This window comes from Desulfurella sp. (genome assembly GCF_049977265.1).
Classification (GTDB): domain Bacteria; phylum Campylobacterota_A; class Desulfurellia; order Desulfurellales; family Desulfurellaceae; genus Desulfurella.
This window is the reverse complement of the sequence record NZ_JBMFGQ010000026.1, coordinates 1-25,474: the sequence shown is the minus strand read 5'-3', so window position 1 is coordinate 25,474 and position 25,474 is coordinate 1. Positions and strand designations below refer to the sequence as shown.

Sequence of the window (25,474 nt, the reverse complement as noted above, 5' to 3'; positions counted from 1 at the left end):
CTTTGTAATTTAGAGTAGTCTTATCTTTCTGTCCAGTAAATTATAGCAAATCCAGCTTGATATGAAACGACTTAGGATACACAACTCAACTACTATGGATGGAAGACTCTTTGTCCGGTTCATTGCTCTTATATACATAAGCACTTTAAGAGAAAAAATTAGGCAAACAGGCCTTATAGACAAATATACTCCAAATGAGCTGTTGCTTGAGATGCAGACTTTGGTTGATATTAAATACTCTGGTAAATACGGACACCTTCTAACAGAAATAACAAAGAAACAAAGAGAAATATTAGAGGCTCTGAAGATAAATATAGAGGCATAGTTATAATTGGTGGGAAATTAGGTATTTTAGCTAAATTTGGGAGGTTTTTGACGAAGATGGGTTTACACAGAAAGTATCTTTATTTAAACTTCAAAAATCTGTAGTAACTGTGAAAGGTATACTAAATTTATAATGATAGTTTATTTTGCACTAAAGTGACAAATATGAGTTAAGCAATTGTTTGAAATTTTCTTCGTCCATAGGTTTATAAAATAAGTAACCCTGGAGGCAATCAATTTCCAAATCTTTTAAAATCTTTTGTTGATTAGAATTTTCGACTCCTTCTGCAATAGTTTTTAAATTTAAATTTTTTGATATTGATGCAATGGCTTTGACAAGCTGGTATGAGGTTTGATTGGTTTCCAATGTTTTTATAAAAGAAATATCAATTTTTATGGTATTTATAGGTAATTGAGAAAGGTAAGACAAAGAAGAGTATCCTGTACCAAAATCATCTAAAGCAATAGATACTCCAAGTCCTTTTATTGTATGTAGTATCTGTTTTATGTAATCGAAGTTTTCAATAAAAAGTCTTTCTAAAATTTCAATAGAAAGATATTTTGGATCAAGATCATACTTTTTAATAGCATTTGTTAATTTTCTAATTATACTTTTACTTTTAAAGCTATTTGGTGCAATATTTATAGATATGGGAATAGTTTTTTTATATTGTGTAAGAATTGTTTTTTGAAAATATGCTACTTTGTCAATAATAAAATCTTCAACATATTCTATTAAGCCTGTAGCTTCAAGTGTTTCTATAAATACACCAGGCACAATAATTTTTCCATTGTGATCCCACCTAAGTAAACATTCAGCGCCACAAATTTCACTTGAAGCGTTTTTAACATAAGGTTGATAATATAAGGTAAATTCATTTTCTTTTACAGCTTTTTCGAGGTCTTTTTTTAATTGAATTTGTTTAATTAACTGTTCTTCGTCTTCTTTTTGGTAGAATTTATAAGGATAGTTACCTTCTTTTGCATGTTTTAGGGCAACATACGCTTTAGCAAGCAAATCTTGGGCATTTTTGGCATTATCCGGAAAAAAACTCACGCCGATATTAAATTCAATATTTATGTTACCATAAGAGACAGTAATTGGTTTGCTTAATGTATCTTTTAAAATTTCGATATAATCAAGTATTTGCTCTTTTGCATAAAGGTTTTTAACAAATAAACCAAATTTATTTTCAGAAAGTCTTGCAATAATATCACCTGGTTTAATGATATTTTGTAGTTTTCTTACAATTTCTCTTAATACATCATTACCAACACTAAAACCATAGTAAGTATTTATATTTGCAAAATCTTTTGGATCAAGTATGACTAATGCGTATTTAAGTTTTTGTTCGCTAACTTTTTTAAGGTATATGTCAATATTTTCTAAAAAGAATTTTTGATTATACAAACTTGTTACTGGATCGTGGTTTATGTAGTAATCCAGCTTAAATTGAAGACCCTTGTCTTTTGATAAATCTTTTCCGATTGCAATGTAGTATATTTCAATACTAAATTCATATGGTACAACGGTAGTGTAAGATTGGATTATCTGGCCGTTTTTAGTTCTATACAAAATAATATCAGCAAAAATTTTTTTATTTTTTAAAGTTGTATAAAAATTTTTGGCAAATTCTTTAGAATGAAGTTCTGATGAAAATATCCTGTGGTTTTTGCCAAGTAATTCTTCTTTTTTATAACCGCTTGTAAGTAATGTGGTTTCGTTTACATATAAAATATCAAATTTGAAATCAGTAATTACTACAAAATCAAAACCACTATTTAAAGCAACAGAAAACATCTGCATCCATTTTTGATTTTCGAATTTATCCAATGCATAATTTATGTCATCTACAATTTCTTTCAAAAGTTCATAAGTTTTTTTATCAAATATGTGAGGTTTTTTTGAATATAGATTAATAACGCCAATAGTTTTTTTATTTTGTATAATAGGCAAAGCACATGATGATTGAAAACCATATTCAAGCATTTTTTGTTTAAAAGCAGAGAGATTTTTATTTTGTATTGTATCGTTATTTATAAAAATACTTTTTTTGTTAAATGATTTAATTGTTGGCCAGGATTCATGAGGGTTTTGAAATTTATCATTTGCAAAAAACAAATACTCAATATCTTTTTTATTTTTACCTGAGTATTTTGTAAGTTTAAGTTTGTTTTTATTATCTGCAATGAATAATCCAGCTAAATCAAACTCGCCATAATTTACAAAAACATCGCAAATTTTTTCAAATAGTTCGTTTTTAGATGTAGATTTTATAAGTAAATGATTTACTTTTGATAGGATGTTGTAAAACCTAATTGAATTTTTTAGAGACTCTTGTGTTTCAATTTTTACTAAAGCAAATTCTATGTCGTCTTTTAACTCATTTAATATTGGTAGCATCTCTTGCGTAAAAAAATTTGCTATATTGGAATAGATTAAAATAATGTATTTAATAGAGCCATTTTTTTTAATTGGTATTGCACAATTTGAATGTAAATTGTATTTTAGCAATTTATCTTTCCAAAAATTCATAGCCGGGTTTGTAAGTGTATTTTGATTTATAATAACCGTATTTGTCTTGTAAGCTAAATAAGCCGTACCTTTGCCATATTCACTTTTGCCATTAATTGAAATTGGAATATCATCAAATAATTGTGAATTTTCTCCTTTTTTGTGTATTATTTTAAGATGGTTTGTATTATCTATTTCTCCTACAACAACAATGCTGAATCCTAAATCTTTTATCAGGTTTTCGCACATTTTTTCAAATAAACTGTTTTGGTCGTCCTCTCTTATGATTAACTGGTTTATATTTTTTAAAGCTAAAAAAAGTTTTTCAAAAAATTTTTGTTTTGTTGTATCCACAAAAATAATCCTATTTCTCATTAGAAGTTTACTAAATTAATCTACATTAATAATATCAAATGACATGGTTTTGTCAAGCTAACAAAATCCAGCAAGTCTGTAGCTTGACAAACTATAAATTATGTTTATTATATTCATATAAGCAATTAGAAAATTTTCTATGAGGAGGTAAAATGGAGTTTATAAATATTAACAATACAATTAAAACTTCCAGAATTGGACTTGGGACATGGGCAATTGGCGGTTGGATGTGGGGTGGAAGTGATGAAAAGCAATCTATTGAAACAATTTTGGAAGCTTTAAATACAGGCATAAATTTAATTGATACGGCACCTGTTTATGGTTTTGGTTTATCTGAAGAGATTGTTGGTAAAGCAGTAAAACTTTTTGGCAAACGACATGAAGTGGTTATAGCTACAAAGGTTGGGCTTGAATGGAAAGACGGTAAAGTTTTTAGAAATTCAAGTAAAGCTCGTATTCAAAAAGAAATTGAAGATTCACTTAAAAGATTGCAAACAGATTACATTGATATATATCAAGTACACTGGCCAGACGAAACTGTAAATTTTCAAGAAACTGCAGAAACATTACTTAATTTATATGAAGAAGGAAAAATAAGAGCAATTGGTGTAAGCAATTATTCTGTAGAGCAGATAGAAATTTTTAGAAAATATGCACCACTTCATACTTCTCAACCGCCATTTAATTTATACGAACAAAGCGCAAAAGAAAAAATTTTACCGTACTGCTACGAAAATAATATAAAAACGCTACTTTATGGGTCTTTATGTAGGGGTTTGCTAAGCGGAAGAATGACAAAAAATACGCAGTTTAGTGGAGACGACCTAAGAAAAATAGACCCAAAATTTCAGTTTCCAAGATACGAGCAATACTTAAAGGCCACACAAGCGCTGAATAAATTTGCAAAAGAAAAATACAATAAAAGTGTTATACATTTAGCAATTAGATGGATTTTAGATCAAAAAGGAGCCGATATAGCATTGATTGGAGCAAGAAAACCTTCTCAACTGTCTTATATAAAGGAACTGTTTGATTTTAAAGTATCATCTCAAGATAGCCACAATATTGATCTTATATTAAATACCTTCATCAAGGATCCTGTTGGCCCAGAATTTATGGCGCCGCCTCATCGACCCATCTAAACCGGGGGTCTGCAAAGACCCCTCTTGCCTTGAAAAAACGCAAAAATTTATGTAGGATTAATCAATTGTGAGAGTGTGTGTTATTGGTGGCGGACTTGCTGGCTGCGAGGCAGCATATAAAATAGCTCAAAATGGTTTTAGAGTTGATTTGTATGAGATGCGCCCCCTAAAGCAAACACCAGCTCATACGACAGGTAATTTATGTGAGCTTGTATGTTCTAATTCTTTGGGTTCAATATCTATAAAAACAGCTGCAGGCTTGCTAAAAAAAGAAATGAGTCTATTGGGTTCTTTGACAATGTCTGCTGCAAGGTTTTCTAAAGTGCCAGCAGGTAGAGCTTTAGCTGTAGATAGAAACATATTTTCTCAAACAATAACGCAAATAATAGAAGCACACCCAAATATTACAATTGTAAGACAAGAAGTAAAGAAAATACCTATTGAGTATGATATAGTCATTATTGCAAGTGGTCCTTTAACTTCACCAGATTTAGAAAACGAGATTATGAAAATTACAAGTAGTCAAAAATTGTACTTTTATGATGCTATAGCACCACATGTGATAGCATCAAGTATAGATTTTTCAAAAGGTTTTTGGGCAAACAGGTACGAAAATGGCAAAGATTACTTTAACTGCATACTATCAAAAGATGAGTATAAAAAATTTTACGATGCATTAGTTAGTGCTGAGTGTGTTGAGTATAAAGATTTTGAAAAACCGCATTTTTTTGAAGGTTGTATGCCAATAGAAGAGTTAGCAAAAAGAGGTTTTGAGACACTGCGCTTTGGTCCTATGAAGCCAGTTGGTTTGCTAAATAACAACAAAAGACCTTATGCTGTGGTTCAGCTTAGAAAAGAAAACCAATCGGGTACAATTCTGTCATTGGTTGGTTTTCAAACGAAACTCACCTATAAAGAGCAATTAAGTGTATTTAGGCTCATACCTGCTCTAAAAAATGCTGAATTTGCAAAACTAGGTTCGATGCACAAAAATACCTACTTGCAATCTCAGCATTTGCTTACTAAGTCTTTAAACTTAGAAAGCAAGCCAAACATTTTTTTTGCCGGTCAAATTACAGGTGTTGAAGGCTATATTGCGAGTGCTGCAAGTGGTTTGTTTGTTGGTATTAATATTTCAAGACTTTTTGAAAAAAAAGATTTGTTAAAATTACCAAAAGACACCATGCTTGGTGGCTTAATAAACTATATTACACAACCCAAAGATTACCTACAGCCTATGGGCCCTAATTTTGGTTTAATTGAAAGTTCTAAACCAAAACTAGATAAAGCAAAGCAAGCATTGAAGAGCATGTTTGGATTTTGCAAAAATAACGGTTTGTTTTAATAATTCTTTACAAAACAGATTATATCGAGTATAATACCATCAAGATGAAGAAAAGGAGTTGTGTATGTTGACCAAGGAAAAAAAACAGGAAATAATTAAAAGATTTGGTGAAGGTGAGAAAGACAGTGGTTCGGTATCAGTGCAGATTGCTTTATTAACTGAACGCATAAATTATTTAACAGAACATCTTAAAAATTATAAGAAAGATTTTCAAACACGCAGAGGTCTTTTGAGGCTTGTTAACCAAAGAAGGAGACTATTAAAGTATCTTGAGAAGTATAATTTTTCAGAATTTAAGAAAGTAGTCAAAGAATTAAGTCTAAGAGTTAAAGGTCAAATATGATTTTTGAAGTTGAAAAAAATATATTTGGAAAAAAGATTTCAATTCAAACAGGTAAATGGGCAAAACAAGCTGATGGTGCTTGTGTGGTATCAATTGGAGATACCGTAGTATTGGCAACCGCTGTGTCATCAAAAGAACCTCCAAAAGAATTTTTAGATTTTTTTCCATTAACTGTTAATTATCAAGAAAAATTTTATGCAATAGGCAAAATACCAGGTGGTTTTGTAAAGCGCGAAGGCAAGCCTAGCGATTATGAAACACTGGTCTCAAGGCTTATAGATAGATCAATTAGGCCGCTTTTTCCATCTGATTACAAACAGGAAACGCAAGTTATAGTTACTACAATATCTGCTGATCAAGAAAATGATGTTGTTGTAGCATCGGTTTTAGCTGCATCATGTGCTTTGAGCATTTCCGATATTCCTTTTTTAGGACCAGTTTCAGCATGTAGAATAGGTCTTATAGGCAAAGAGTTTATTCCTATACCTACGCAATCAGAACTTAAAGATTCATCTTTAAATTTAATTGTAGCGGGAACAAAAAATGCTATTAATATGATAGAATCCGGTTCAAATGAGATAAGTACACAGATGATGGTAGAGTCTATTTCTTATGCACAAAAAGTTATTAATAAACTTATCGAACTGCAAGAAAACATTATTAATGAAACTGCTAAACCAAAAAGACAATATGAGCCCATGATTATTGGTGATAATATTCTTACATCGCTTGAAGCTTTGTGCGTGGATGATCTTTTAGAGGCTCTTAATATAACTGATAAGAAAAAAAGACATGAAAAAATAGATTCGGTTTTTTCATCAGCTTTTGATAAGTTAAAAGCAGAATTTAGTGAGGAAGAAAACTTTGAGTCAAAATTGAAAGCTGCTTTTGAAGGCATTATAAAAAATTTAGTACGAGATAAAATTATATCTACAAACATTAGGATAGATGGTAGAGGTCTTGATGATATTAGGCCAATTACATGTGAAGTTGGCGTATTGCCCAGAACACACGGTTCTGCCGTATTTACACGTGGTGAAACACAGGCATTAGTAGTTACTACGCTTGGTTCCAAAACTGATATGCAAATTATAGATAACATTGGCGGTGAAACGTTTGAGCGTTTTATGCTGCATTACAATTTTCCACCATTTAGTGTTGGCGAAGTTAAGCGTTTGGGTGCCCCCGGTAGGCGCGAAATTGGACATGGGGCTTTAGCAAAAAGAGCTATTGAGCCAGTAATACCAGATGAAGCTGATTTTCCATATGCTATAAGAATAGTGTCTGATATACTTGAATCTAATGGTTCAAGCTCTATGGCAACTGTTTGTGGTGCTACTCTGTCTTTAATGGACGCGGGAGTGCCTATAAAAAAACCTGTTAGTGGTGTAGCTATGGGTCTTATAAAATCGGAAGATAACTATTATATTTTAACTGATATAATGGGTGATGAAGACCACTATGGCGATATGGATTTTAAAGTAGCTGGTACAAAAGATGGGATAAATGCGCTTCAGATGGATATAAAAATAAAAGGTGTTGACGAAAATTTGCTTACTTATGCTTTAAACAAAGCTGACAAAGCAAGATTTTTTATACTTGATAAAATGCTTGAGGCCATGCCAACATATAGAGCTCATTTATCTGAATATGCACCAAAAGTTACAGTGATAAGTATTAGTGCTGATAAAATTAAAGATTTGATTGGTCCGGGTGGTAAAGTAATTAAGTCAATAATAGAAGAGACAAATACAAAGATTGACATAGAGCAAGATGGTAAAGTGAATATTTTTGCTAACAATACTAAAGATCTGGAAAAAGCCATTCAGCTAATTAAAATATCGATTGGAGAACTTGAAGAAGGTCAAGTTTTAGAAGGTATAGTCAGCCGTATAGAAGACTATGGAGCATTTGTAAAATTTTCTCCCAACCAGGAAGGCTTAATGCATATATCCCAAATTGATATCAAAAGAGTAAAAAGCGTTTCTGATGTTTTAAATGTTGGCGATAGAGTTACAACCAAAATCATAGGCATAGACAAATTTGGAAGAGTTTCTTTATCAATAAAAGCTTTAAAATTAGAAAACCAACAAGAAGATCAAGATGAAATTTCAGACACTTAAAAAATCTGGCGTTGTTGGAAGTGTCGGCATCTTCGTAAAATCTGGTAGTGCTTTTGAAAATGATGGCGAAAGTGGTCTGTCTCACTTTGTTGAACACATGGTTTTTAAAGGAACAAAGAAACGCTCATACTTCGATATAGCTAAAGAAATCGATCGCTTAGGTGGTATTATAAATGCTTTTACTTCAAAAGAATACACATGCTTTTATGTTAAGGTTTTAAACGATTATATAGAAAAGGCATGGGATGTTTTGCTTGACATTGTAACAAACCCTACGCTGGATGAAAATGAACTTGAAAAAGAAAAAGGCGTTATCATAGAAGAAATTAACTCATCAAACGATGATCCGCAATCGGCTATTTTTGATGTTTTTTTTGAAAAATCTATGCCTACAAGTGTTGGTAAACCAATATTGGGCACAAAAGAACAAATTGCGTCTTATACAAGACAAGATTTGCTAAAGTTTATGGGTAAATTTTATAAGACAGATAATATGCTTGTCTCCTATGTAGGAGAAGGTGCAAAGCTTGATTTTAACGATAATTATGAATTTTCTTATAAAAATTATTTTAAAAGTACTGAAACTGTTTTCAACTACGAGTTTAAATTTTTGCCAGGCAAAGAAATAATAAATAGGCAACTAGAGCAAACTAATGTTATTTTGGGATGTGAGCTATTTAGCATATATGATGATAGAAAATATGCAAGTTTGCTTGCAAACAATTTTTTTGGCGGAAATATGAGTTCTAAACTATTTCAGTCAATTAGAGAAGAGAAATCTTTATGTTACAGTATATACTCAAGTATCATGTTTTTTAAAAAAGGTGGCGTTTTTTATATATCAAGTTCAACTTCAAACACTAAATCCCAGGACTTAGTAGATGCATGCATTGACGAATTAAATAAATTTAAAAAAAATGGGATTACGAAATCCGAACTTGAAGATATAAAAACTAACTTTAAAGGTCAATATGGTTTATCGCTTGAAAGTACAAATAGTTTAATGATAAAATTAGGCAGTGATTTTTTAACTTATGATGCATATCAAAATCCCAAAGACATTTTTTCTAAAATAGATAAAGTAAGCATCGATGATATAATGGAAGTTTTGGATTTGATTAACTTAAATAAGATGCATTTGACTTGTTTAGGTAATATAAACGATATTTCTTTTTAAGGGGTAAACTAATGAAAAAATATTTAATGACACCAGGACCAACACCGGTGCCAGAAAAAGTCGCATTAGCTATGGCTGCGCCTATAATTCATCATAGAACTAAAGAGTATATAAATTTACATGAACAAACAAGAGAAAAATTAAAAAGAATATTTCAAACACAAAACGATATTGTGATCTTTGCATCAAGTGGAACTGGCGCAATGGAAGCTTCAGTTTCCAATATACTATCAGACAATGACAAAGCACTTATTGTTGAAGCTGGTAAATTTGGTGAGCGCTTCGGTGAGCTTGTTAATAGTTTTGGGGCCCAAGCGATTGTTTTGAAAAAAGAATATGGCGATTTTGCAAGCGCTCAAGAGATTGAAGATTATGTTAAAAAATACTCTCCTAAAGCCATTTACATGCAAGCATGCGAAACCTCCACTGGTGTATTTCACCCAATTGACGAGATTGGCAAAATGCTCAAAGAGAAATACCCCGAGGTTGTTTTTGTTGTTGATGGAATTACTGCTGTAGGCTGTATTGATATAAAAACGGATGAATGGGGTATAGATATACTGCTTACTGGTTCTCAAAAAGCTTTTATGTTGCCACCAGGACTTGCAATGTTGTCTGTTAGTCAAAAAGCAAAAAAAATAGCAACTCAAAATAAAAACAAAAAGTATTACTTTGACATCTTAGGTGAGCTAAACCATCAAGCAGGTCATTTTACACCTGCTGTTACGCTTGTTTTGGGTCTAAATGCTGCAGTTGATATGATGCTTGAAGAGGGTTTAGATAATGTTTTTAGAAGGCATAAACTTTTAGCAAAAGCAGTTAGAGAAGCTACTTTAGCTATGGGTTTAGACCTTTTTGCAAAAAGGCCATCTGATTCTTTAACTGCCGTCAAAGTTCCTCAATCAATCGATTCAAAGCAAATTATAGATATTATGAATAAATTTGGAGTTTCCATATCAAATGGCCAGGGTTCTATGAAGGGCAAGATATTTAGGATAGCGCATCTGGGTTATTTCTACCCTCCAGATGTTATATTAACAATAGGGACACTTGAGATAGCTCTTAAAAAACTTGGCATAGATAAACTTGGCGTAGGTACAAAGAAAGCTCTGGAGATTTTTGTTGAGTATTAAACACAATATTCCAAAAGGTGTATTGCAGTTTTTCTATCCATATTCTCGCAAAAGGCGTGATATAGAAAATAAAATAATGGATTATCTTGACTCGAAAGACTATAAAGAAATTGTAACACCTACGTTTATTTATGAAGATAATGTTTATCAGGATCTATACGAACCGCTAAAATCGAAATTGTTTAAATTTGTTGATAGAAATAGTGGAAAAACGATAATTTTGAGACCGGATGTAACCCTTCAGGTTGCTTTAGCAGTATTGCTCGCCGATATTGATTTGCCTGCTAAATTTTCATATGCCCATTACATTTATCGAGACGAAAAGCAGCATGCGAATTTAAAAAGAGAATTTAAGCAGATTGGGGTAGAAGTTTTTGGTCAAAATTCTATTGAAACAGATATAGAGATAATAACTTTAGCAATAGATGTATTAAACCTTGTAGACATAAAAGACCTTGTAGTTAGAATTTCAGATTTGCAAATTATTGATCAGTTGCTTAATGCGTATTTAAATCCACAGCTTTTGGATAAAAAAAAAGCGATATTGCGCTTAATTAACAAAAAAAATCTCTCTTTTTTAAAACAGATGCCTTTGGGTGAATTTGGATCCATTATTGATGTACTATTTTTAAGGGACATAAACGCTTTATTAAAAATTGAACCGATAAAACCAAATGTTGAAAATTTGATTGAAATCTCAAAGAAAATTAATAGAAATTGCAATATTTTTTTAGATTTTTTTTACTGCGAGTATCCTACCTATCACAGCGGTGTATCTTTTGATATATTTAGTAATAATGCAGTTTTATGCACTGGTGGCAGGTACGGTAATTTAATGCAACTTATGGGCAAGTATATACCAGCTACGGGTTTTGCCATAAATTTAGATAAGTTGATGGATTTTTTATATACCAAGGAGATTTGAAATGAACACATTAGTTTTGGGTTCTCAATGGGGTGATGAAGGAAAAGGAAAAGTTGTAGATATTTTAAGCCAAAAGGCTGACATTGTTGTGCGCTATCAGGGTGGTAGCAATGCAGGTCACACAGTATGCGTGGATGGTAAAAAGTTTGTTTTGCACTTGATACCTTCAGGTATTTTACACGATGACAAAACATGCGTTATTGGAAATGGCGTAGTATTTGACCCAAAAAGCTTTTTTGAAGAAAAAAAACAACTTGAAGACCTAGGAGTAAAGCTGGATTCTAAATTACTCATTAGCGATAGATGCCATATTGTAATGCCATACCATAAAAGTATGGATGTAAATAGCGAGCATATATTGGGTGATAGAAAAATAGGCACAACAGGAAGAGGTATTGGCCCGGCCTATGTGGATAAGTACGCAAGGGTAGGCATCAGGGCCTGCGATTTGTTGGACAAAGAAACGCTTAAAGAAAAAATCAAAAACAATGTAGAACATGCAAATAGAATATATAGCTTATACGATATAGAACCTTTAAATGAAGAAGCCATATACAAAGAGTATATCGAGTATGGTCAAATGTTAAAGTCTTATATAAAAGACAGTGTTTATTTTCTTAATGATTCATACAAAAAAGGCAAAAACATACTATTTGAAAGTGCTCAAGGTTCACTGCTTGATGTGGATTTTGGCACATACCCTTATGTAACATCATCAAACCCAACAACAGGTGGTGCATTTTGTGGCACAGGTCTACCGTATAAATCACTTAATAAAGTGATAGGTATTATGAAAGCATACACCACAAGAGTAGGCAATGGCCATTTTCCAACAGAGCTTTTAAATAATGAAGGTGAATACCTAAGAAAAAACGGCAATGAGTTTGGTGCTACAACTGGCAGGCCAAGAAGATGCGGTTGGCTTGATTTAGTGGTTGTAAAATACGCCATAATGGTAAGTGGTATAGATGAGATTGCCATGACAAAAATTGATGTTTTAGATGGCCTTGATGAGATAAAAGTATGTATAGCCTATGAATTAGATGGCAAAACAATAGATTACATGCCAGCTTTAAATAGTGAATTTGAAAAAGTAAAACCCATTTACAAAACATTTAAAGGCTTTAGTGGCACAAAAGGTATAAATGACTATTCCAGATTACCAAAAGAAGCAAAAAATTACATAGAAGAGATAGAAAAAATCATTGATACCAAAATCTCAATTATTGCAACAGGTACAGATAGATCAGATACGATTTTCAGGTAGGAGGTGTTAAAATGTGCATATTTTGCAAGATAGTTAATAAGGAACTACCATCAAAAATTGAGTATGAAGATGAAAAATATATGGCTTTTTACGATATTAACCCTAAAGCACCAATACACCTATTAATTATACCAAAAAAGCATGTTGAAAACCTAAACGATTTAGATGAATCAGATATTGGCATAGTCTCAGATATGGCTTTACTTGCAAAAAACTTAGCCAAAAAACTGGGTATAGATAAATCAGGCTATAGAATTGTGATAAATAATGGCCCTGATTCTGGTCAAGAAGTTTATCACATTCACATGCATTTGTTGGGCGGTAATTTTTTAGGTTCAAAACTCTTTGCTAAAATATGAAAATTTTAGTTTTAAATGGGCCAAACCTAAATATGCTTGGCAAAAGAGAGCCCCATATTTATGGAAAGCTCTCTTTACCTGACATAGAAGAAACAATAAAAAAACATGCAAAAAGTTTGAACGTAGAAATTGAGTTTTTTCAATCAAACTATGAAGGTGCCATTATTGACAAAATTCACGAGGCTTCTGGCAAAGTAGATGGCATCATTATAAATCCGGGTGCATTTACTCATACAAGTATTGCCATTAGAGATGCGTTTTTGAGTGTTAATATACCATTTGTAGAAGTCCATTTGTCCAATATTTTCAAAAGAGAAACTTTTAGACATAAGAGTTATTTAAGTGATTTAGCACAAGGCGTTGTAAGTGGGCTTGGTCAATATTCATATATCTGCGCACTAAACTTTTTAATAAATTTTTAAAATAGCTAGTCTTGCTCATGGGTATGGCTTAAAACTTTCCGTTTTTGAGCGCTAAGCTCTGCTTTTCTTAATCTAATAGAAAGCGGTGTAACTTCAACCATCTCATCATCTTTTATAAAATTTATAGCTTTTTCCAGTGTCATAATATTTGGGCTTGCAAGTATAATATTGTCATCCTTTCCTGCAGCTCGCATATTTGAAAGCTTTTTTTCTTTGCATGGATTTACATTTAAATCTGTTTCTTTATTGTGTTCCCCAATTATCATACCTTCATAAACAGGTTGATTAGGTGATATAAATAGTTGACCCCTTGGTTGCAAATTAAATAGAGCGTATGCAACTGTAGTGCCTTGCCTATCGCTAACCAATGATCCACTATAACGTGTGACAATATCCCCAGCGTAGTCTCCATATTTTTCTAGGTAGGAGTTTATTATGCCTGTGCCTTTAGTGTCCGTTAAAAATTCATCTCTAAAACCTATAAGCGAGCGAGAAGGGATGAGAAACTCAATTCTTACACGCCCTTTGAAATTGTTTGAGAGATTTGTCATTTTGCCTTTTCGAGATTGAATTTTTTGTGTTACAATCCCCATAAATTCTTCAGCGCAATCAATAAATAGATGCTCAATAGGTTCTAATTTTCTATCATTTTCATATTTGTATATTACACTTGGCCTACTAACACAAAATTCAAAGTCTTCTCTTCTCATTTGCTCAATTAGTATAACCATCTGGAATTCGCCGCGCCCTTTAACGATAAAGCTGTCAGTGTCTTGAGTTTCTTCTAATTTTATTGATACATTTTTAAGCGTTTCTTTTATCAGTCGTTCTTTTATATTTCGAGACTGAACGATTTTCCCTTCTTTGCCTGCAAAAGGAGAGTTGTTAACGCTAAATACCATTGATACTGTGGGTTCGTCAATTACAATGCGCTTTAGTGGTTTTTCTACGTTTTCCGAACAAATAGTGTCTCCAATAGCTATATCATCTATGCCAGATACAACTATAATGTCGCCAGCTTCTATTGTATCAATAGGTTTTAACGATATGCCATCGTAAGTTTGTATTTTGCTTATAGTAGCGGATTTTTTATTGTTGTTTTTGTCAAAGTAGAACAAAGGCGTACTCTTAATTTTATCTAAAAAGCCGCTAAACACTTTGCCAATGGCAAGTTTTCCTAAGTAATCGGAATACCCCAGATCACTTACAAGCATTGAAAAACTATCTTTGTTTGAATAATTGGGTGCTGGTATTTTGTTAATTATTTCTTCAAAGAGTGCCGAAAGGTCGTTTTCTGTTCCATCTATAGTTTTTTTTGCTATACCTTGTTTACCAATTGCATAAAGTACGCTAAACTCTAGTTGGTCATCGTCGGCGTCTAAATCAATAAATAAATCGTATATTTCATCAAGTACTTTATCTACCCTAGCGTCTTGTCTATCAATTTTGTTTATTACCACAATAATTTTTAATTTCGACTCTAATGCTTTTTTTAACACAAAGCGCGTTTGTGGCAGTGGACCTTCTGCAGCATCAACGAGCAATATGGCACCATCTACCATTGACAAAGCGCGTTCTACTTCTCCGCCAAAATCAGAGTGGCCCGGTGTATCTAAAATATTTATTTTTGTGTCATTCCAAAAAACGCAAGAGTTCTTAGCTGCAATAGTAATACCTCTTTCTTTTTCTAGATCCATACTATCTAGAACGCGTTCCTGAACATTCTGGTTTTGTCTAAATGTTCCACACTGTTTAAACATGGCATCAACAAGAGTTGTTTTGCCATGATCTACGTGTGCTATAATTGCGATATTCCTAATTTTGTCATTAAAATTTTTAGTCATTTTTTTCCCTTGCCTTGGTAATTAAACTTTTTGTATTTGATTTCTTTTTGAATATTTGAAGTAGTACTTGCGCTTCCTCAAATGGCACGCTTATAAATGAGAATCTGTCAAATATCCTGATGTCTTTTATATCTCTTTCATTGATTTCAATTTGTTGTTTTATAAAATCGATTAGTTTTCTTGGTGTCATAGAATCTTGCCTGCCAAGTGCCACAAAAAGTCGGGTTTTAGAATAAGCATCAATGGGTTTTACCTCTTTAATATCCTGGTAGTTTTTTTCGTCCAGATCTTCGCCAAAGCTATATTTTAATAAAGCCGCAGTGATATCTATGGCAGGGTGTTTTTCTAACAGTTTTGATGCAATGTTAGTATATTTTTCTTCTACGTTATTCTGAATGATGTTCAATAATTCATTTTGAACCCTTGTTATTTTAAAATTGATAATTTCATCAATAGTAGGTAAACCTTGTTTTTTAATGTCAAGTTTTGCTGTTTTTAACATATAAATAAGTCTGTTGTATTCACTTTGTGTAACAAATGTTATAGCCACACCGCTTTTCCCGGCTCTGCCTGTGCGCCCTATCCTATGTATGTAAGATTCAACATTTTCTGGTATAGAATAATTGATGACATGCGTGAGGTTTTCTATATCTATGCCCCTTGCGGCTACATCAGTTGCAATTAGTATTTGGACATTACGTTTCTTGAATTTATTTAAGACAATTTCGCGAGACTTTTGAGTCATATCACCGTGGAGCGCAAGGGCACTGTATCCGGCGTCTTGCAATTTATTTGCCAATTCATCTGTTTCAAGTTTTGTTTTACAAAAAATAAGTGCATAAAACTCATTTTGCATATCAATTATGCGACACAATGCCTGAAATTTATCCTCATAGTTTACTTCAAAGTAGATTTGTTGTGTAAGATTTGCAGTTAAATCATCTTTTTTTGTTTTTATGATTTCATAGTTTTTCATGTGTCTTTTGGCTATTGACACAATTTGTGTAGGTATAGTAGCAGAAAACATCAACAACCTCTTACTGTCGTTTGTGTGTTTTAATATTTCTTCTACATCATCTATAAAACCCATATTTAGCATTTCATCAGCTTCATCTAAAACCATATCGCTGATTAACGAAAGATCAATTGTTTTTCGGTTTATATGATCTAATATTCTCCCAGGTGTTCCAACAATTATATCAATACCGCTTTTGAGCCTTGAAACTTGCAAATCTATAGATTGACCACCATATATTGGTAAAATTTTGAGTTTTTTTGTGCCTTTTAGAGAGTTAAGCTCTTGAGAAATTTGAATTGCAAGCTCTCTTGTTGGTGTGAGAATTAGACACTGCGGATAATTTAGCTTTTCTTGCGCTTTTTCTATGATCGGTATACCAAAACTTGCCGTTTTTCCTGTGCCTGTTTGAGCTTGTGCTATTAAGTCTATATTTGATTTTAACATTAATGGTATTACTTGCTCTTGTATAGGCGTTGGTTCTTCGTAGCCCTTTTTTAAAAGTGATTTTAAAATATTTTCCGAGATACCCAAATTTGCAAACTTTTCTAACCTTTGCATACTACTTCCTTGTAAATTTAAACAGTTTAAAAACTTTTATTTAGCTAAAAAGCGAGTTTTTAACTTTGCGCTGGAAAGCACAAATGTCATTGGATAATAAGACAAGACGTACAAATAAGCCCCGTATTTTTCTTAAGACAAATGAGCTTTTTAAAAGCGCATTTAAAATTCACGGGACTCATTATATCAGCTTTTTTTTATTTTGCAATAAATTTGTTTTTACAATAATTGACAAAAGTAAAAATTTAGCTATCATAAATTTAGAATTTAAAAGAAGGTAGAGTTATGAAAGAAAAAATTTTAGATATTATTCAAGGTCTAATTAAAACAAGCGACATAGAAGAATTTTTATCTTTGTTAAAACAAAAGAGTGTATATATTAAAAAACAACCATTGGAATATTTATCCGTATCAAAAAACGATATTGCAGTTTTGTTTGAATTGTTAAAGGATTTTTTCAAAAAACGTACCTTTATTCCAAAAAATACACTAATCGCTTTGTTTTTTTTATTATCTTATGTAGTGAGCAAAAAAATAAAGAAATTTAATATTTTAAATATTGACAGTGATTTATTGATTGGTTTTTGTATTTATTTGGTTGAAAAAGATATCCAAAAGTATTTAGATTCACAAGGAGGCAATAAGTGAGCACAGAACATGGTCATGAAGACTCGAAAAAGAGGTTAGTCGGTTTTTACAATGCTGCCAAATGGGCTATGGAAGGTGTTTGTACTTTAGATGTTTATGCTGAAGTAGACGAAAATGATGAAGCACAAGTTAAGAAAGAACTTGAAGATCTTGGCATTAATTATGATCTATCCAACAAAGGTATAGTAAAAGGCTATTTTGAAGGCACGTACGATAGAGTTTTGCCTATTATGCACACACTACTTGAGAAGGGTTGGCATTGGTAAAATTTGATCCAGCTTTGCATAAGAAGTTGCCGCGTTATACAAAATGTGTGGTTTGCGGCAAGGAAAACGATTTTGGTTTGAAAACTTGGTTCTTCACGGATTTTGATTTTGTTTACAATAGTTGTTTATTGGATAACCATTACATTGGTTATCCAGATAGGATTCATGGTGGTGTGATCTCAGCCATTTTAGATGAAACAATGGGCTGGGCAGCCACCGTGAAGACAAATTTTTTCTATTACACTATAGAACTCTGTGTCAAATATAAGAATATCGCAAAACCTAATACGGAATTTTTTACCAAAGCTCAATTTTTAACCAACAAAGGAAAGATAGCTTTTACGCAGGCTACAATAACTGATGGCAAACAGGTTATAGCAACAGCCAAAGGTAAATACTATCCACTTGATTTAAAAGATCAGGATGATGTAGAAAAACTGCTTATTAAAGAATATTAATCGCTAAGTTTTAGCAATTCTTTTATCTTTTCTTTTAGTTCAGTAAGATCGGGCGATTTCACTATATATGCATCTGCTATCCAGGTAGAAAAGTCCTGTTTGTAATGTGAATAAGCTGTGGACATAATAATTGGTATGCTTGGTGATTTATCTTTGAGTATTCTCAAAGCATCTAAGCCACTCATTTTTGGCATTGCAATATCTAGTACCACTAGATCTGGTTTCTGGTTATCAAAATCGTCAATAGCAGTTTGCGCTTCCGGATAAGACACCACTTCATAACCCTCATCTTTTAACTCTTCTTTATATAAAAATCTTATAGATTCTTCATCATCAACTACCATTATCTTTTTTTTCATTCTTTTCCTCCTCAATTAAATTTGGAATTTTAATTATAAATTTTGCCCCTTTTCCAACAAAATTATCTAAACTTATTACGCCGTTGTGCTCTTGGACAATTTCTCTAACTATTGATAGACCCAACCCCGTGCCATGCGATTTTGTAGAATAAAATGGTTTAAACACGTAAGGCAAAAACTTTGTGTCTATGCCTCCTCCATTGTCCTCTACTGTTATCACGATAAATTTATCTTCTTTGTAAGTTGAAATCTTTATCATGCCATCTTTTTTATTTGCTATTGCCTCCGTTGAATTTTTTATTAAATTAATCAGAACTTGCTTAATTTGGTCTGGGTCAGCAAATAAGTATTTTGCAAATTCGGATAAACTAAAGACAAACTTGATTTTAGGAGAATTTATATTTTTTATTGTTTCGGTTGTGTCTAAAATAAGTTTTTCTAAATCAAACTGCGTTTTCATGCTTTTATTTTGTCCCTTGGCGTATCTATTGATATCAAGTGTTAGATTATAAACTCTATCGAGCTCTTTTTTTACAATTTCCAGGTACTGATATGTCTGAGGGTTGCTGTCAGAGATTTTTTTTGCCCTTTCGACAAAACCTATAGCTCCAATAAGTGCATTTTTTATCTCATGCGTGATATCTGCTACAGCTCTGCCTAAATTAAAAATATGTTTTTGATGAATGATATTTTGTTGTTCTTCTATAAGGCGCTTACTCATGTTTTTGTATGTTTCGATGCCCATTAGGTTTTCTATGGCAATAGCAGATTGGTTGGCAAACAAAAACAATGTATTAATATCATCTTGTTCAATTGGATGTTTATTATAGAAATTATCAGCAACAATAGCACCTATGGGTTGTTCTCTGGAAATTAATGGAGCGAATGCACATTGTTCAAAATTAAGTTCTCTTAAAATATCATCATCGTTTCCAAAATTGTTTGAGTCAAATATAAAAGCCTGTTTTTGATTAATATTTTTAAAAATTGTGTCTTTTTCGATGCTAATTCTAAATTTACTAATTTTTTGATTAAATTTAGAATTTAGCTGAGCTTCAATGTTTATTTCATTTAATAACCAGGAAGCCATTTTGCCACGAATGTCTAAATTTTTTAAACTGCTCCAGATAATGCTTGCTTCTTGTATAGAATCTGGTGCCACACCTAACACGCCATCTATTACATTATTTGGCCTGTTATATAAAAATATAGCAGCCCTGTTAAATCCAAGTCCATCTCCAATGGTTACAGCTGTTAGTACCACGTGGAGCAACTTTTTTAGCTCAGTTGTGAGGCTGATTGCTATACCTAACTCGTATAAAAGCTTGAGCTCTTCTACAATTCTGTCTCTATCCATAAATTTTTTTGTAAAGTTTTATATATTCTTTTGCCTGATTTTTCCATGAGTAATCAAGGCTCATAACATATTGTGCTATTTTTAATAGCTCATCTTTTTTATTAAACAACTCAATTGCTTTTTTAATTGTTTTTGTAAGCTCTTTAACGTCATATTTTTCAAATACAAAACCTGTTGGATTTTTAGAACGATTTGAATAATTTTTGACAGTATCTTTAAGACCACCCGTTTCTCTCACAATCGGTAGTGTACCGTACCGATAGGCTATCATTTGACCCAAGCCGCATGGTTCGTACTTTGATGGCATTACAAAAAAATCACTAGAAGCATAGATTTTATGTGCTAATGGCTCATCAAATTTTAAGTTTAAAGATACTTTGTCTTTGTATCGGCTTGATAGTTGTGCTATTTGTTCTTCTATATCCTTTTCACCACTGCCTAAAATAATAAATTGTACATTAGCGTTTGATTCCAATAATTCTTTAGCGCTACTTGAGAAAATATCCATGCCTTTTTGTGCTGCAAGTCTTGATACTATACCAAAAACCGGTACTTCTTTAATTGGTAAACCAAGTAGTTTTTGAAGGGCACTTTTGTTTTTTATTTTATCTTTTGGGTTATTAAAATTATAATCAATAAATTTATCTGATTTTGGATCCCAAACATCTATGTCTATTCCGTTTACAATGCCACTTAACTTGTATGAGAATTTTTTTAAGAGCCCGTCTAACCCAAATCCGTTTTCTGATGTCTGAATTTCTTTGGCATAAGTTTTGCTAACAGTGTTTACTGTGTCTGCAAAAACGATACCGCCTTTGAGAAAGTTTACTTTGTCATAAAATTCAAGCCCATCGAGTGTAAATACATCCCATGGTAAACCTAAATTATTGATGTACGATTTGTCAAATATACCTTGATATCCTAAGTTGTGTATAGTAAAAACAGTTTTTGTTTTAGCAAATATGTCTTTATAAAATAATTTTAAGTAAACGTTAATAAGCGCTGATTGCCAATCGTTTGAATGTATGATATCTGGATTTATTTTTAAAGCTTTTAATATTTCTAAAACAGCTTTGGAAAAAAAACCAAATCTTAGAGCATTATCCTCGTAATCTATTGCACCAATTCCATAAAGATGATCCCTGTTGAAGTATGCTTCATTTTCAATAAAATAAAAATCGCATCTATCTTTTAAGGTATGATATATATTGGTTTTAATTAGTTGAGCATTAAAATCAACATTCAAATTAAGCAACAGACTTAAATTTGTTTTATCAATAGATTTGTAGAGTGGGCTAAACACGCTTACTTTTAAGCCATTTTCCGCTAGAGCCTTTGGTAGGGCACCCGCAACGTCGGCCAATCCTCCTGTTTTCGAGAAAGGAAATACCTCGCTCGATACTAAAACGACATTCATTGTTTCCTCCTAAAAAGCAATCTCTCTTAAATATTTTGCTGCATCTTCTGGTGGTGTTGGGTTTATATAAAATCCACTACCCCATTCAAAGCCTGCTATTTTTGTTAACCTGGGTGTAATATCTAAATGCCAGTGAAAATAATCATCATGATCAAAAACAAATGCTCCATTAATCAAAACAAAGTTATATGGAGGATTATCTAACGCTATCTTTAACCTTTTGAGCGTATTTTGCAGAATGTATGTAAAGTCATACAAAACCTCAGAATCTTCAAATTCAAAATGAGCGCTGTGTTTTTTAGGTATTATTGAAACTTCAAATGGCGATCTTGAGGCAAATGGTGTGATTGAAACAAAGTGCTTTGTTTCTTCAATTAAGCGTAATTTGTCGTTTAACTCTTGCCTTATTACATCACAAAATGGGCATCTGTCTTTATACGAGAAGTATTCTTTTGCTCCAACGAAAAGTTCAAGTGGTCTTTTTGGTATAATTGGTAAAGCGATCAATTGTGAATGTGAATGTTCCAAACTTGCGCCCGCAATTGCCCCGTAATTTTTAAACACGAGTACATATTTCATGCGTTTGTCTTTTTTTAAGTCTTCAATACGTGCCTTATAGGTGAGTACTACATCTTTCATCCTATCAAGTGGCATAATATCAAGTGTTTCTGTATGATTTGGTGTTTCAATAATTACTTCATGTGCGCCTATACCATTCATAGCATCGTATAGTCCAACGGCATGTTTATCCAGATCACCTTCGATGCCCAAAGCAGGAAATTTATTAGGCACAACGCGTAATGTCCAATTGGGATCATTTGGTTGACTACCTGGAGATCTAACAGCATAAATTTCAGGCGGTACATATTTTTCGTTTCCTGGGTCGAACGGACAAAAACCACCTGAAGTTTTTATTTGTTCATCAAGTTTAAAGTCATGTGGCCTTTTACCGCGCTCGGTTGATATTATAACCCATCTTTCGATTATAGGGTCTTTTCTTAATTCACTCATAATTTTTTACCTCACTATTTGTGTGCCTATACCGGCATCTGTAAATATTTCTTCTAAGAGTGTATGTTGTTTTTTACCATTTATGATATGTACCTTTTTTACACCATTTTCTATAGCTTGCCTAGCAGACAATACTTTTGGTATCATACCGCCCGTCAAGACGCTATCAATCATTTGATCTATATCTTTTATTTTTATTTCGCTAATCAACTTATTGTTTTTATCCATTATTCCATCAACATCGGAAACATATATTAGTTTTTCAGCTTGAAGTGCTATAGCTATGCTTGAGGCTACTGTATCAGCGTTTATATTGTACCTATTGCCACTATCATCAAAACCAATAGGTGAGACTACAGGAATATATCCATTTTTAGAAAGGTTTATTAATATATCTGGGTTAATTTTCTCAACATCTCCAACAAGACCTAAGTCAACGTCTTCAAGAAGCATCTTTCTGGCTTTTATAATGTTTCCATCAACACCACTTAAACCTACAGCTTTTCCACCATAGTGATTTATATTTAAAACAATCTCTTTATTTACTTTACCAGCTAAAACCATTACTACGACTTCCATCGTTTTTTCGTCTGTAATACGCAAACCCTTGTGAAATTTGGTTGTTATGTCCAATTGTTTTAGTGTTCCACCAATCTCACTGCCTCCTCCATGAACTATAATAGGATTTATACCAACAAATTTTAGTAATGTCATATCTTTTGAAAATGCCATTTTTAGCTCGTCATTAATCATAGCGCTTCCTCCGTACTTAACTACGAAGGTATTACCCGCAAACTCTTTTATATATGGCAAAAACTCTGTTAAATATTTACCTTTTTCGTTTGTATGCATATAAACCTCTCTAGGACTAATTTATTCTAAATTGACAAAAAAAGCAAGCATTTTTTTTATTGAAAAAAGCTATTATTTTCTAATAATTTGTTTTAATATTGAATAAATGATTGTAATATTCAATAATAAAACTTGAAAAAATGAATTTTAAGTGTATTATTAGCAACAGTATTAGTTTACTGCTAATAAAAAAGGGAGGTGGACTTATGAGATTTAAGCCATTGGCTGACAGAATACTGGGTAAGATTGAAGAGCAAGAACAAAAAACTGAGTCTGGAATCATAATACCAGACACTGCAAAAGAAAAGCCACAAAAGGCGAGAGTGGAATCCGTTGGTGGTGATGTGGAACATGTTAAAGCAGGTGATCTTGTGTTATTTGCAAAATATTCAGGCACAGAGTTAAAATTAAATGATCAAGACTATATCATTTTAAAAGAAGATGAAGTCTTGGGTATTTTTGAGTAATTTTTAAGGAGGTGAATGTATGGGTGCAAAACAGATAGAATTTGGAGATACCGCTAGATCGAAAATTTTAAAAGGTATAAATCAACTTGCAGATGCTGTAAGTGCAACACTTGGGCCACAGGGTAGAAATGTGGTAATTGATAGAAAATTTGGAAGTCCATTGATAACAAAAGACGGTGTTACGGTTGCAAAAGAAATTGAACTAAAAGACTCATATGAGAATATGGGTGCTCAGCTTGTAAGAGAAGTAGCAAGTAAAACAAGTGATGTAGCTGGCGATGGTACTACAACAGCAACAGTTTTAGCAAGAGCGATTTACAGAGAAGGTTTAAAGCATGTTACTGCAGGCGTCAGCGCAATTGAGTTAAAAAGAGGTGTTGATAAGGCTGTAGAAAAAGTAGTAGAAGAATTAAAGAAAATTTCTAAACCAATAGAAGAAAAAAGAGAGATTGCAGAAGTTGGATCAATTTCTGCTAATAATGAAAGAGAAATTGGCGAAATTATAGCAGAAGCTATGGACAAAGTAGGTAAGGATGGTGTAATTACAGTTGAAGAAGCAAAATCAACGCAAACTGAATTAGAAGTTGTAGAAGGTATGAGATTTGATAGAGGTTATGTCTCACCATACTTTGCTACAAATACAGAAAAAATGGTGTCAGAACTAGAAGAGCCATTTATAGTAATTACAGATAAAAAGATTTCTTCGATGCAGGAATTTTTACCATTAGTAGAAAAAATGGCAAAAGCCGGAAAACCTTTCTTGGTTATTGCTGAGGAAGTAGAAGGCGAAGCACTTGCCACATTAGTTGTAAATAAAATTAGAGGAACAATTTCTTGTGTAGCCGTAAAAGCACCAGGTTTTGGCGATAGAAGAAAAGAAATGTTAAAAGATATTGCTATTTTAACGGGTGGCACAGTAATTAGTGAAGAAACAGGTATGAAGTTAGAGACTGCCGATTTGTCAATGCTTGGCAGGGCTAAAAAGATTGTTGTAGATAAAGAAAATACAACTGTAATAGATGGTGCTGGGAAAAAAGACGATATAAAAGGTAGGATCAAGCAAATTGACGCTCAAATTGAACAATCAACAAGTGAATATGATAAAGAAAAACTTAGGGAAAGAAAAGCAAAACTAGCAGGCGGTGTTGCTGTAATTAAAGTAGGAGCATCAACAGAGACAGAGTTAAAAGAGAAAAAAGCAAGAGTAGAAGATGCATTAAATGCTACAAAAGCAGCGGTTGAAGAAGGTATAGTGCCAGGCGGTGGTACTGCATTATTAAAATGCGAATCAGTACTTCAAAATATCAAATTGGAAAATGAAGATCAAAATATCGGTGCTTCTATTATTCTAAAAGTTTTAGAAGAGCCAATTAGGGCAATTGCTAAAAATGCAGGGTTTGAAGGTTCTATTGTCGTAAATAAAATAAAAGAAAATAGTAGCAAGTCTTTTGGCTTTGATGCAAGAAAAGGTGAATTTGTAGATATGTTAAAAGCTGGGATTATTGATCCAACAAAAGTGGAAAGAATAGCGCTTCAAAACGCTGCTTCAGTTGCAGGCTTAATGCTAACAACAGAAGCTTTAATAACAGATTTACCAGAAGAAAACAAACCAGCTGCACCAATGCCAGGTGGCATGCCAGATATGTATTGATAAACTTTATACTAAGTTTTAAAAAGGAGAAATACCTTTTAAAAGGTATTTCTCCTTTTTTTTAAGCAAGAATCTTTACTAAAACTTGACTAAATTAAGTATGTTTTGTATATTTTAA

Annotated in this window: 23 protein-coding genes and 1 pseudogene; 16 read left to right on the top strand and 8 right to left on the bottom strand. The window is 32.5% G+C overall.

The genetic code is table 11. From position 1 onward, the window contains the following. Positions 1–55: 55 nt before the first annotated feature. Positions 56–325, top strand: a pseudogene (locus tag ACP5FO_RS06115) (IS1634 family transposase); the annotation flags it as partial. A 150-nt stretch (positions 326–475) separates the two neighbouring features. Here ACP5FO_RS06115 and ACP5FO_RS06110 read toward each other — a convergent pair. Next, positions 476–3,193: a bifunctional diguanylate cyclase/phosphodiesterase gene (locus tag ACP5FO_RS06110; protein WP_428157188.1), complete on the bottom strand. Its 2,718-nt coding sequence runs from the start codon at positions 3,191–3,193 to the stop codon at positions 476–478. Between the two features lie 173 nt (positions 3,194–3,366). Between ACP5FO_RS06110 and ACP5FO_RS06105 the strand changes: the two genes are divergently transcribed. From ACP5FO_RS06105 to aroQ, 10 genes are all read left to right on the top strand, one after another. Continuing rightward, positions 3,367–4,356 carry an aldo/keto reductase gene (locus tag ACP5FO_RS06105; RefSeq protein ID WP_428110682.1) on the top strand — a complete coding sequence of 330 codons (990 nt, stop codon included), beginning with the start codon at positions 3,367–3,369 and terminating at the stop codon, positions 4,354–4,356. Between the two features lie 67 nt (positions 4,357–4,423). Next, a complete protein-coding gene (trmFO, locus tag ACP5FO_RS06100) occupies positions 4,424–5,701 on the top strand; it encodes a methylenetetrahydrofolate--tRNA-(uracil(54)-C(5))-methyltransferase (FADH(2)-oxidizing) TrmFO (RefSeq protein WP_428110681.1) in 1,278 nt (425 codons plus the stop codon). A gap of 64 nt (positions 5,702–5,765) precedes the next feature. Then, a complete protein-coding gene (gene rpsO / locus ACP5FO_RS06095) occupies positions 5,766–6,044 on the top strand; it encodes a 30S ribosomal protein S15 (protein WP_428110680.1) in 279 nt (92 codons plus the stop codon). Then, positions 6,041–8,167 carry a polyribonucleotide nucleotidyltransferase gene (pnp, locus tag ACP5FO_RS06090; protein WP_428110679.1) on the top strand — a complete coding sequence of 709 codons (2,127 nt, stop codon included), beginning with the start codon at positions 6,041–6,043 and terminating at the stop codon, positions 8,165–8,167. Before rpsO ends, pnp begins: the two co-directional genes overlap by 4 nt. Further along, a complete protein-coding gene (locus ACP5FO_RS06085) occupies positions 8,148–9,344 on the top strand; it encodes a M16 family metallopeptidase (RefSeq protein ID WP_428110678.1) in 1,197 nt (398 codons plus the stop codon). Before pnp ends, ACP5FO_RS06085 begins: the two co-directional genes overlap by 20 nt. Before the next feature lie 11 nt (positions 9,345–9,355). Further along, the gene (locus ACP5FO_RS06080) at positions 9,356–10,477 is read left to right on the top strand and encodes a pyridoxal-phosphate-dependent aminotransferase family protein (RefSeq protein ID WP_428110677.1); all 1,122 of its coding nucleotides are present in this window, start codon (positions 9,356–9,358) and stop codon (positions 10,475–10,477) included. Then, a complete protein-coding gene (locus tag ACP5FO_RS06075) occupies positions 10,467–11,402 on the top strand; it encodes an ATP phosphoribosyltransferase regulatory subunit (protein WP_428110676.1) in 936 nt (311 codons plus the stop codon). The genes ACP5FO_RS06080 and ACP5FO_RS06075 overlap by 11 nt, the downstream gene beginning before the upstream one ends. Position 11,403: 1 nt before the next feature. Then, on the top strand, positions 11,404–12,669 hold the full coding sequence (locus ACP5FO_RS06070; protein WP_428157187.1) for an adenylosuccinate synthase: 1,266 nt from the start codon (positions 11,404–11,406) through the stop codon (positions 12,667–12,669). Positions 12,670–12,680: 11 nt separating this feature from the next. After that, positions 12,681–13,028, top strand: a complete 348-nt coding sequence (locus ACP5FO_RS06065) for a histidine triad nucleotide-binding protein (RefSeq protein WP_291490070.1) — start codon at positions 12,681–12,683, stop codon at positions 13,026–13,028. Beyond that, on the top strand, positions 13,025–13,450 hold the full coding sequence (aroQ, locus tag ACP5FO_RS06060) for a type II 3-dehydroquinate dehydratase (protein ID WP_428157186.1): 426 nt from the start codon (positions 13,025–13,027) through the stop codon (positions 13,448–13,450). The genes ACP5FO_RS06065 and aroQ overlap by 4 nt, the downstream gene beginning before the upstream one ends. A gap of 5 nt (positions 13,451–13,455) precedes the next feature. Here the strand turns inward: aroQ and typA are convergent, their stop codons facing one another. Both typA and ACP5FO_RS06050 read right to left on the bottom strand, forming a co-directional pair. Then, positions 13,456–15,294: a translational GTPase TypA gene (gene typA / locus ACP5FO_RS06055; RefSeq protein WP_428110114.1), complete on the bottom strand. Its 1,839-nt coding sequence runs from the start codon at positions 15,292–15,294 to the stop codon at positions 13,456–13,458. Next, positions 15,287–16,870 (bottom strand): DEAD/DEAH box helicase, encoded by a 1,584-nt coding sequence (locus ACP5FO_RS06050; protein ID WP_428110117.1) that lies wholly within the window; start codon positions 16,868–16,870, stop codon positions 15,287–15,289. The genes typA and ACP5FO_RS06050 overlap by 8 nt, the downstream gene beginning before the upstream one ends. A gap of 285 nt (positions 16,871–17,155) precedes the next feature. On the opposite strand from ACP5FO_RS06050, the gene ACP5FO_RS06045 reads away from it, so the two are divergent. The 3 genes from ACP5FO_RS06045 to ACP5FO_RS06035 are packed head-to-tail and all read left to right on the top strand — an operon-like array spanning position 17,156 to position 18,242. Then, positions 17,156–17,518, top strand: coding sequence for a hypothetical protein (locus tag ACP5FO_RS06045; RefSeq protein WP_428110119.1), 363 nt, complete (start codon positions 17,156–17,158; stop codon positions 17,516–17,518). Beyond that, positions 17,515–17,784 (top strand): hypothetical protein, encoded by a 270-nt coding sequence (locus ACP5FO_RS06040; RefSeq protein WP_428110123.1) that lies wholly within the window; start codon positions 17,515–17,517, stop codon positions 17,782–17,784. Before ACP5FO_RS06045 ends, ACP5FO_RS06040 begins: the two co-directional genes overlap by 4 nt. After that, entirely contained in the window at positions 17,778–18,242 is a 465-nt protein-coding gene (locus ACP5FO_RS06035) for a PaaI family thioesterase (protein WP_428110127.1), read from the top strand. Before ACP5FO_RS06040 ends, ACP5FO_RS06035 begins: the two co-directional genes overlap by 7 nt. On the opposite strand, the gene ACP5FO_RS06030 is transcribed toward ACP5FO_RS06035, so the two are convergent. Genes ACP5FO_RS06030 through argB form a run of 5 tightly spaced genes read right to left on the bottom strand, consistent with a single transcriptional unit; the run spans position 18,239 to position 23,238 of the window. Then, complete coding sequence (locus ACP5FO_RS06030) at positions 18,239–18,601, bottom strand: response regulator (protein WP_428157185.1); 363 nt, start codon at positions 18,599–18,601, stop codon at positions 18,239–18,241. The genes ACP5FO_RS06035 and ACP5FO_RS06030 overlap by 4 nt on opposite strands. Beyond that, positions 18,576–19,958 (bottom strand): ATP-binding protein, encoded by a 1,383-nt coding sequence (locus ACP5FO_RS06025; RefSeq protein WP_428157184.1) that lies wholly within the window; start codon positions 19,956–19,958, stop codon positions 18,576–18,578. Before ACP5FO_RS06025 ends, ACP5FO_RS06030 begins: the two co-directional genes overlap by 26 nt. Further along, on the bottom strand, positions 19,951–21,375 hold the full coding sequence (gene glgA / locus ACP5FO_RS06020; RefSeq protein WP_428157183.1) for a glycogen synthase GlgA: 1,425 nt from the start codon (positions 21,373–21,375) through the stop codon (positions 19,951–19,953). Before glgA ends, ACP5FO_RS06025 begins: the two co-directional genes overlap by 8 nt. A gap of 9 nt (positions 21,376–21,384) precedes the next feature. Then, positions 21,385–22,386: a galactose-1-phosphate uridylyltransferase gene (gene galT, locus ACP5FO_RS06015; RefSeq protein WP_428157182.1), complete on the bottom strand. Its 1,002-nt coding sequence runs from the start codon at positions 22,384–22,386 to the stop codon at positions 21,385–21,387. Positions 22,387–22,392: 6 nt separating this feature from the next. Beyond that, positions 22,393–23,238, bottom strand: coding sequence for an acetylglutamate kinase (argB, locus tag ACP5FO_RS06010; protein ID WP_428110143.1), 846 nt, complete (start codon positions 23,236–23,238; stop codon positions 22,393–22,395). 206 nt (positions 23,239–23,444) lie between these two features. Here argB and ACP5FO_RS06005 point away from each other — a divergent pair, with 206 nt between their 5' ends. Further along, a complete protein-coding gene (locus ACP5FO_RS06005) occupies positions 23,445–23,705 on the top strand; it encodes a co-chaperone GroES (protein WP_428110146.1) in 261 nt (86 codons plus the stop codon). A 19-nt stretch (positions 23,706–23,724) separates the two neighbouring features. Next, positions 23,725–25,356, top strand: coding sequence for a chaperonin GroEL (gene groL, locus ACP5FO_RS06000; RefSeq protein WP_428110149.1), 1,632 nt, complete (start codon positions 23,725–23,727; stop codon positions 25,354–25,356). Positions 25,357–25,474: the final 118 nt, after the last annotated feature.

Coding starts and splice junctions, on each gene's coding strand:
- ACP5FO_RS06045 (WP_428110119.1), top strand. CDS start 17,156: ATGAAAGAAAAAATTTTAGATATTATTCAAGGTCTAATTAAAACAAGC.
- ACP5FO_RS06070 (WP_428157187.1), top strand. CDS start 11,404: ATGAACACATTAGTTTTGGGTTCTCAATGGGGTGATGAAGGAAAAGGA.
- typA (WP_428110114.1), bottom strand. CDS start 15,294: ATGACTAAAAATTTTAATGACAAAATTAGGAATATCGCAATTATAGCA.
- rpsO (WP_428110680.1), top strand. CDS start 5,766: ATGTTGACCAAGGAAAAAAAACAGGAAATAATTAAAAGATTTGGTGAA.
- ACP5FO_RS06025 (WP_428157184.1), bottom strand. CDS start 19,958: ATGGATAGAGACAGAATTGTAGAAGAGCTCAAGCTTTTATACGAGTTA.
- ACP5FO_RS06085 (WP_428110678.1), top strand. CDS start 8,148: ATGAAATTTCAGACACTTAAAAAATCTGGCGTTGTTGGAAGTGTCGGC.
- ACP5FO_RS06030 (WP_428157185.1), bottom strand. CDS start 18,601: ATGAAAAAAAAGATAATGGTAGTTGATGATGAAGAATCTATAAGATTT.
- ACP5FO_RS06065 (WP_291490070.1), top strand. CDS start 12,681: ATGTGCATATTTTGCAAGATAGTTAATAAGGAACTACCATCAAAAATT.
- ACP5FO_RS06105 (WP_428110682.1), top strand. CDS start 3,367: ATGGAGTTTATAAATATTAACAATACAATTAAAACTTCCAGAATTGGA.
- ACP5FO_RS06080 (WP_428110677.1), top strand. CDS start 9,356: ATGAAAAAATATTTAATGACACCAGGACCAACACCGGTGCCAGAAAAA.
- ACP5FO_RS06005 (WP_428110146.1), top strand. CDS start 23,445: ATGAGATTTAAGCCATTGGCTGACAGAATACTGGGTAAGATTGAAGAG.
- glgA (WP_428157183.1), bottom strand. CDS start 21,375: ATGAATGTCGTTTTAGTATCGAGCGAGGTATTTCCTTTCTCGAAAACA.
- ACP5FO_RS06050 (WP_428110117.1), bottom strand. CDS start 16,870: ATGCAAAGGTTAGAAAAGTTTGCAAATTTGGGTATCTCGGAAAATATT.
- argB (WP_428110143.1), bottom strand. CDS start 23,238: ATGCATACAAACGAAAAAGGTAAATATTTAACAGAGTTTTTGCCATAT.
- galT (WP_428157182.1), bottom strand. CDS start 22,386: ATGAGTGAATTAAGAAAAGACCCTATAATCGAAAGATGGGTTATAATA.
- pnp (WP_428110679.1), top strand. CDS start 6,041: ATGATTTTTGAAGTTGAAAAAAATATATTTGGAAAAAAGATTTCAATT.
- aroQ (WP_428157186.1), top strand. CDS start 13,025: ATGAAAATTTTAGTTTTAAATGGGCCAAACCTAAATATGCTTGGCAAA.
- groL (WP_428110149.1), top strand. CDS start 23,725: ATGGGTGCAAAACAGATAGAATTTGGAGATACCGCTAGATCGAAAATT.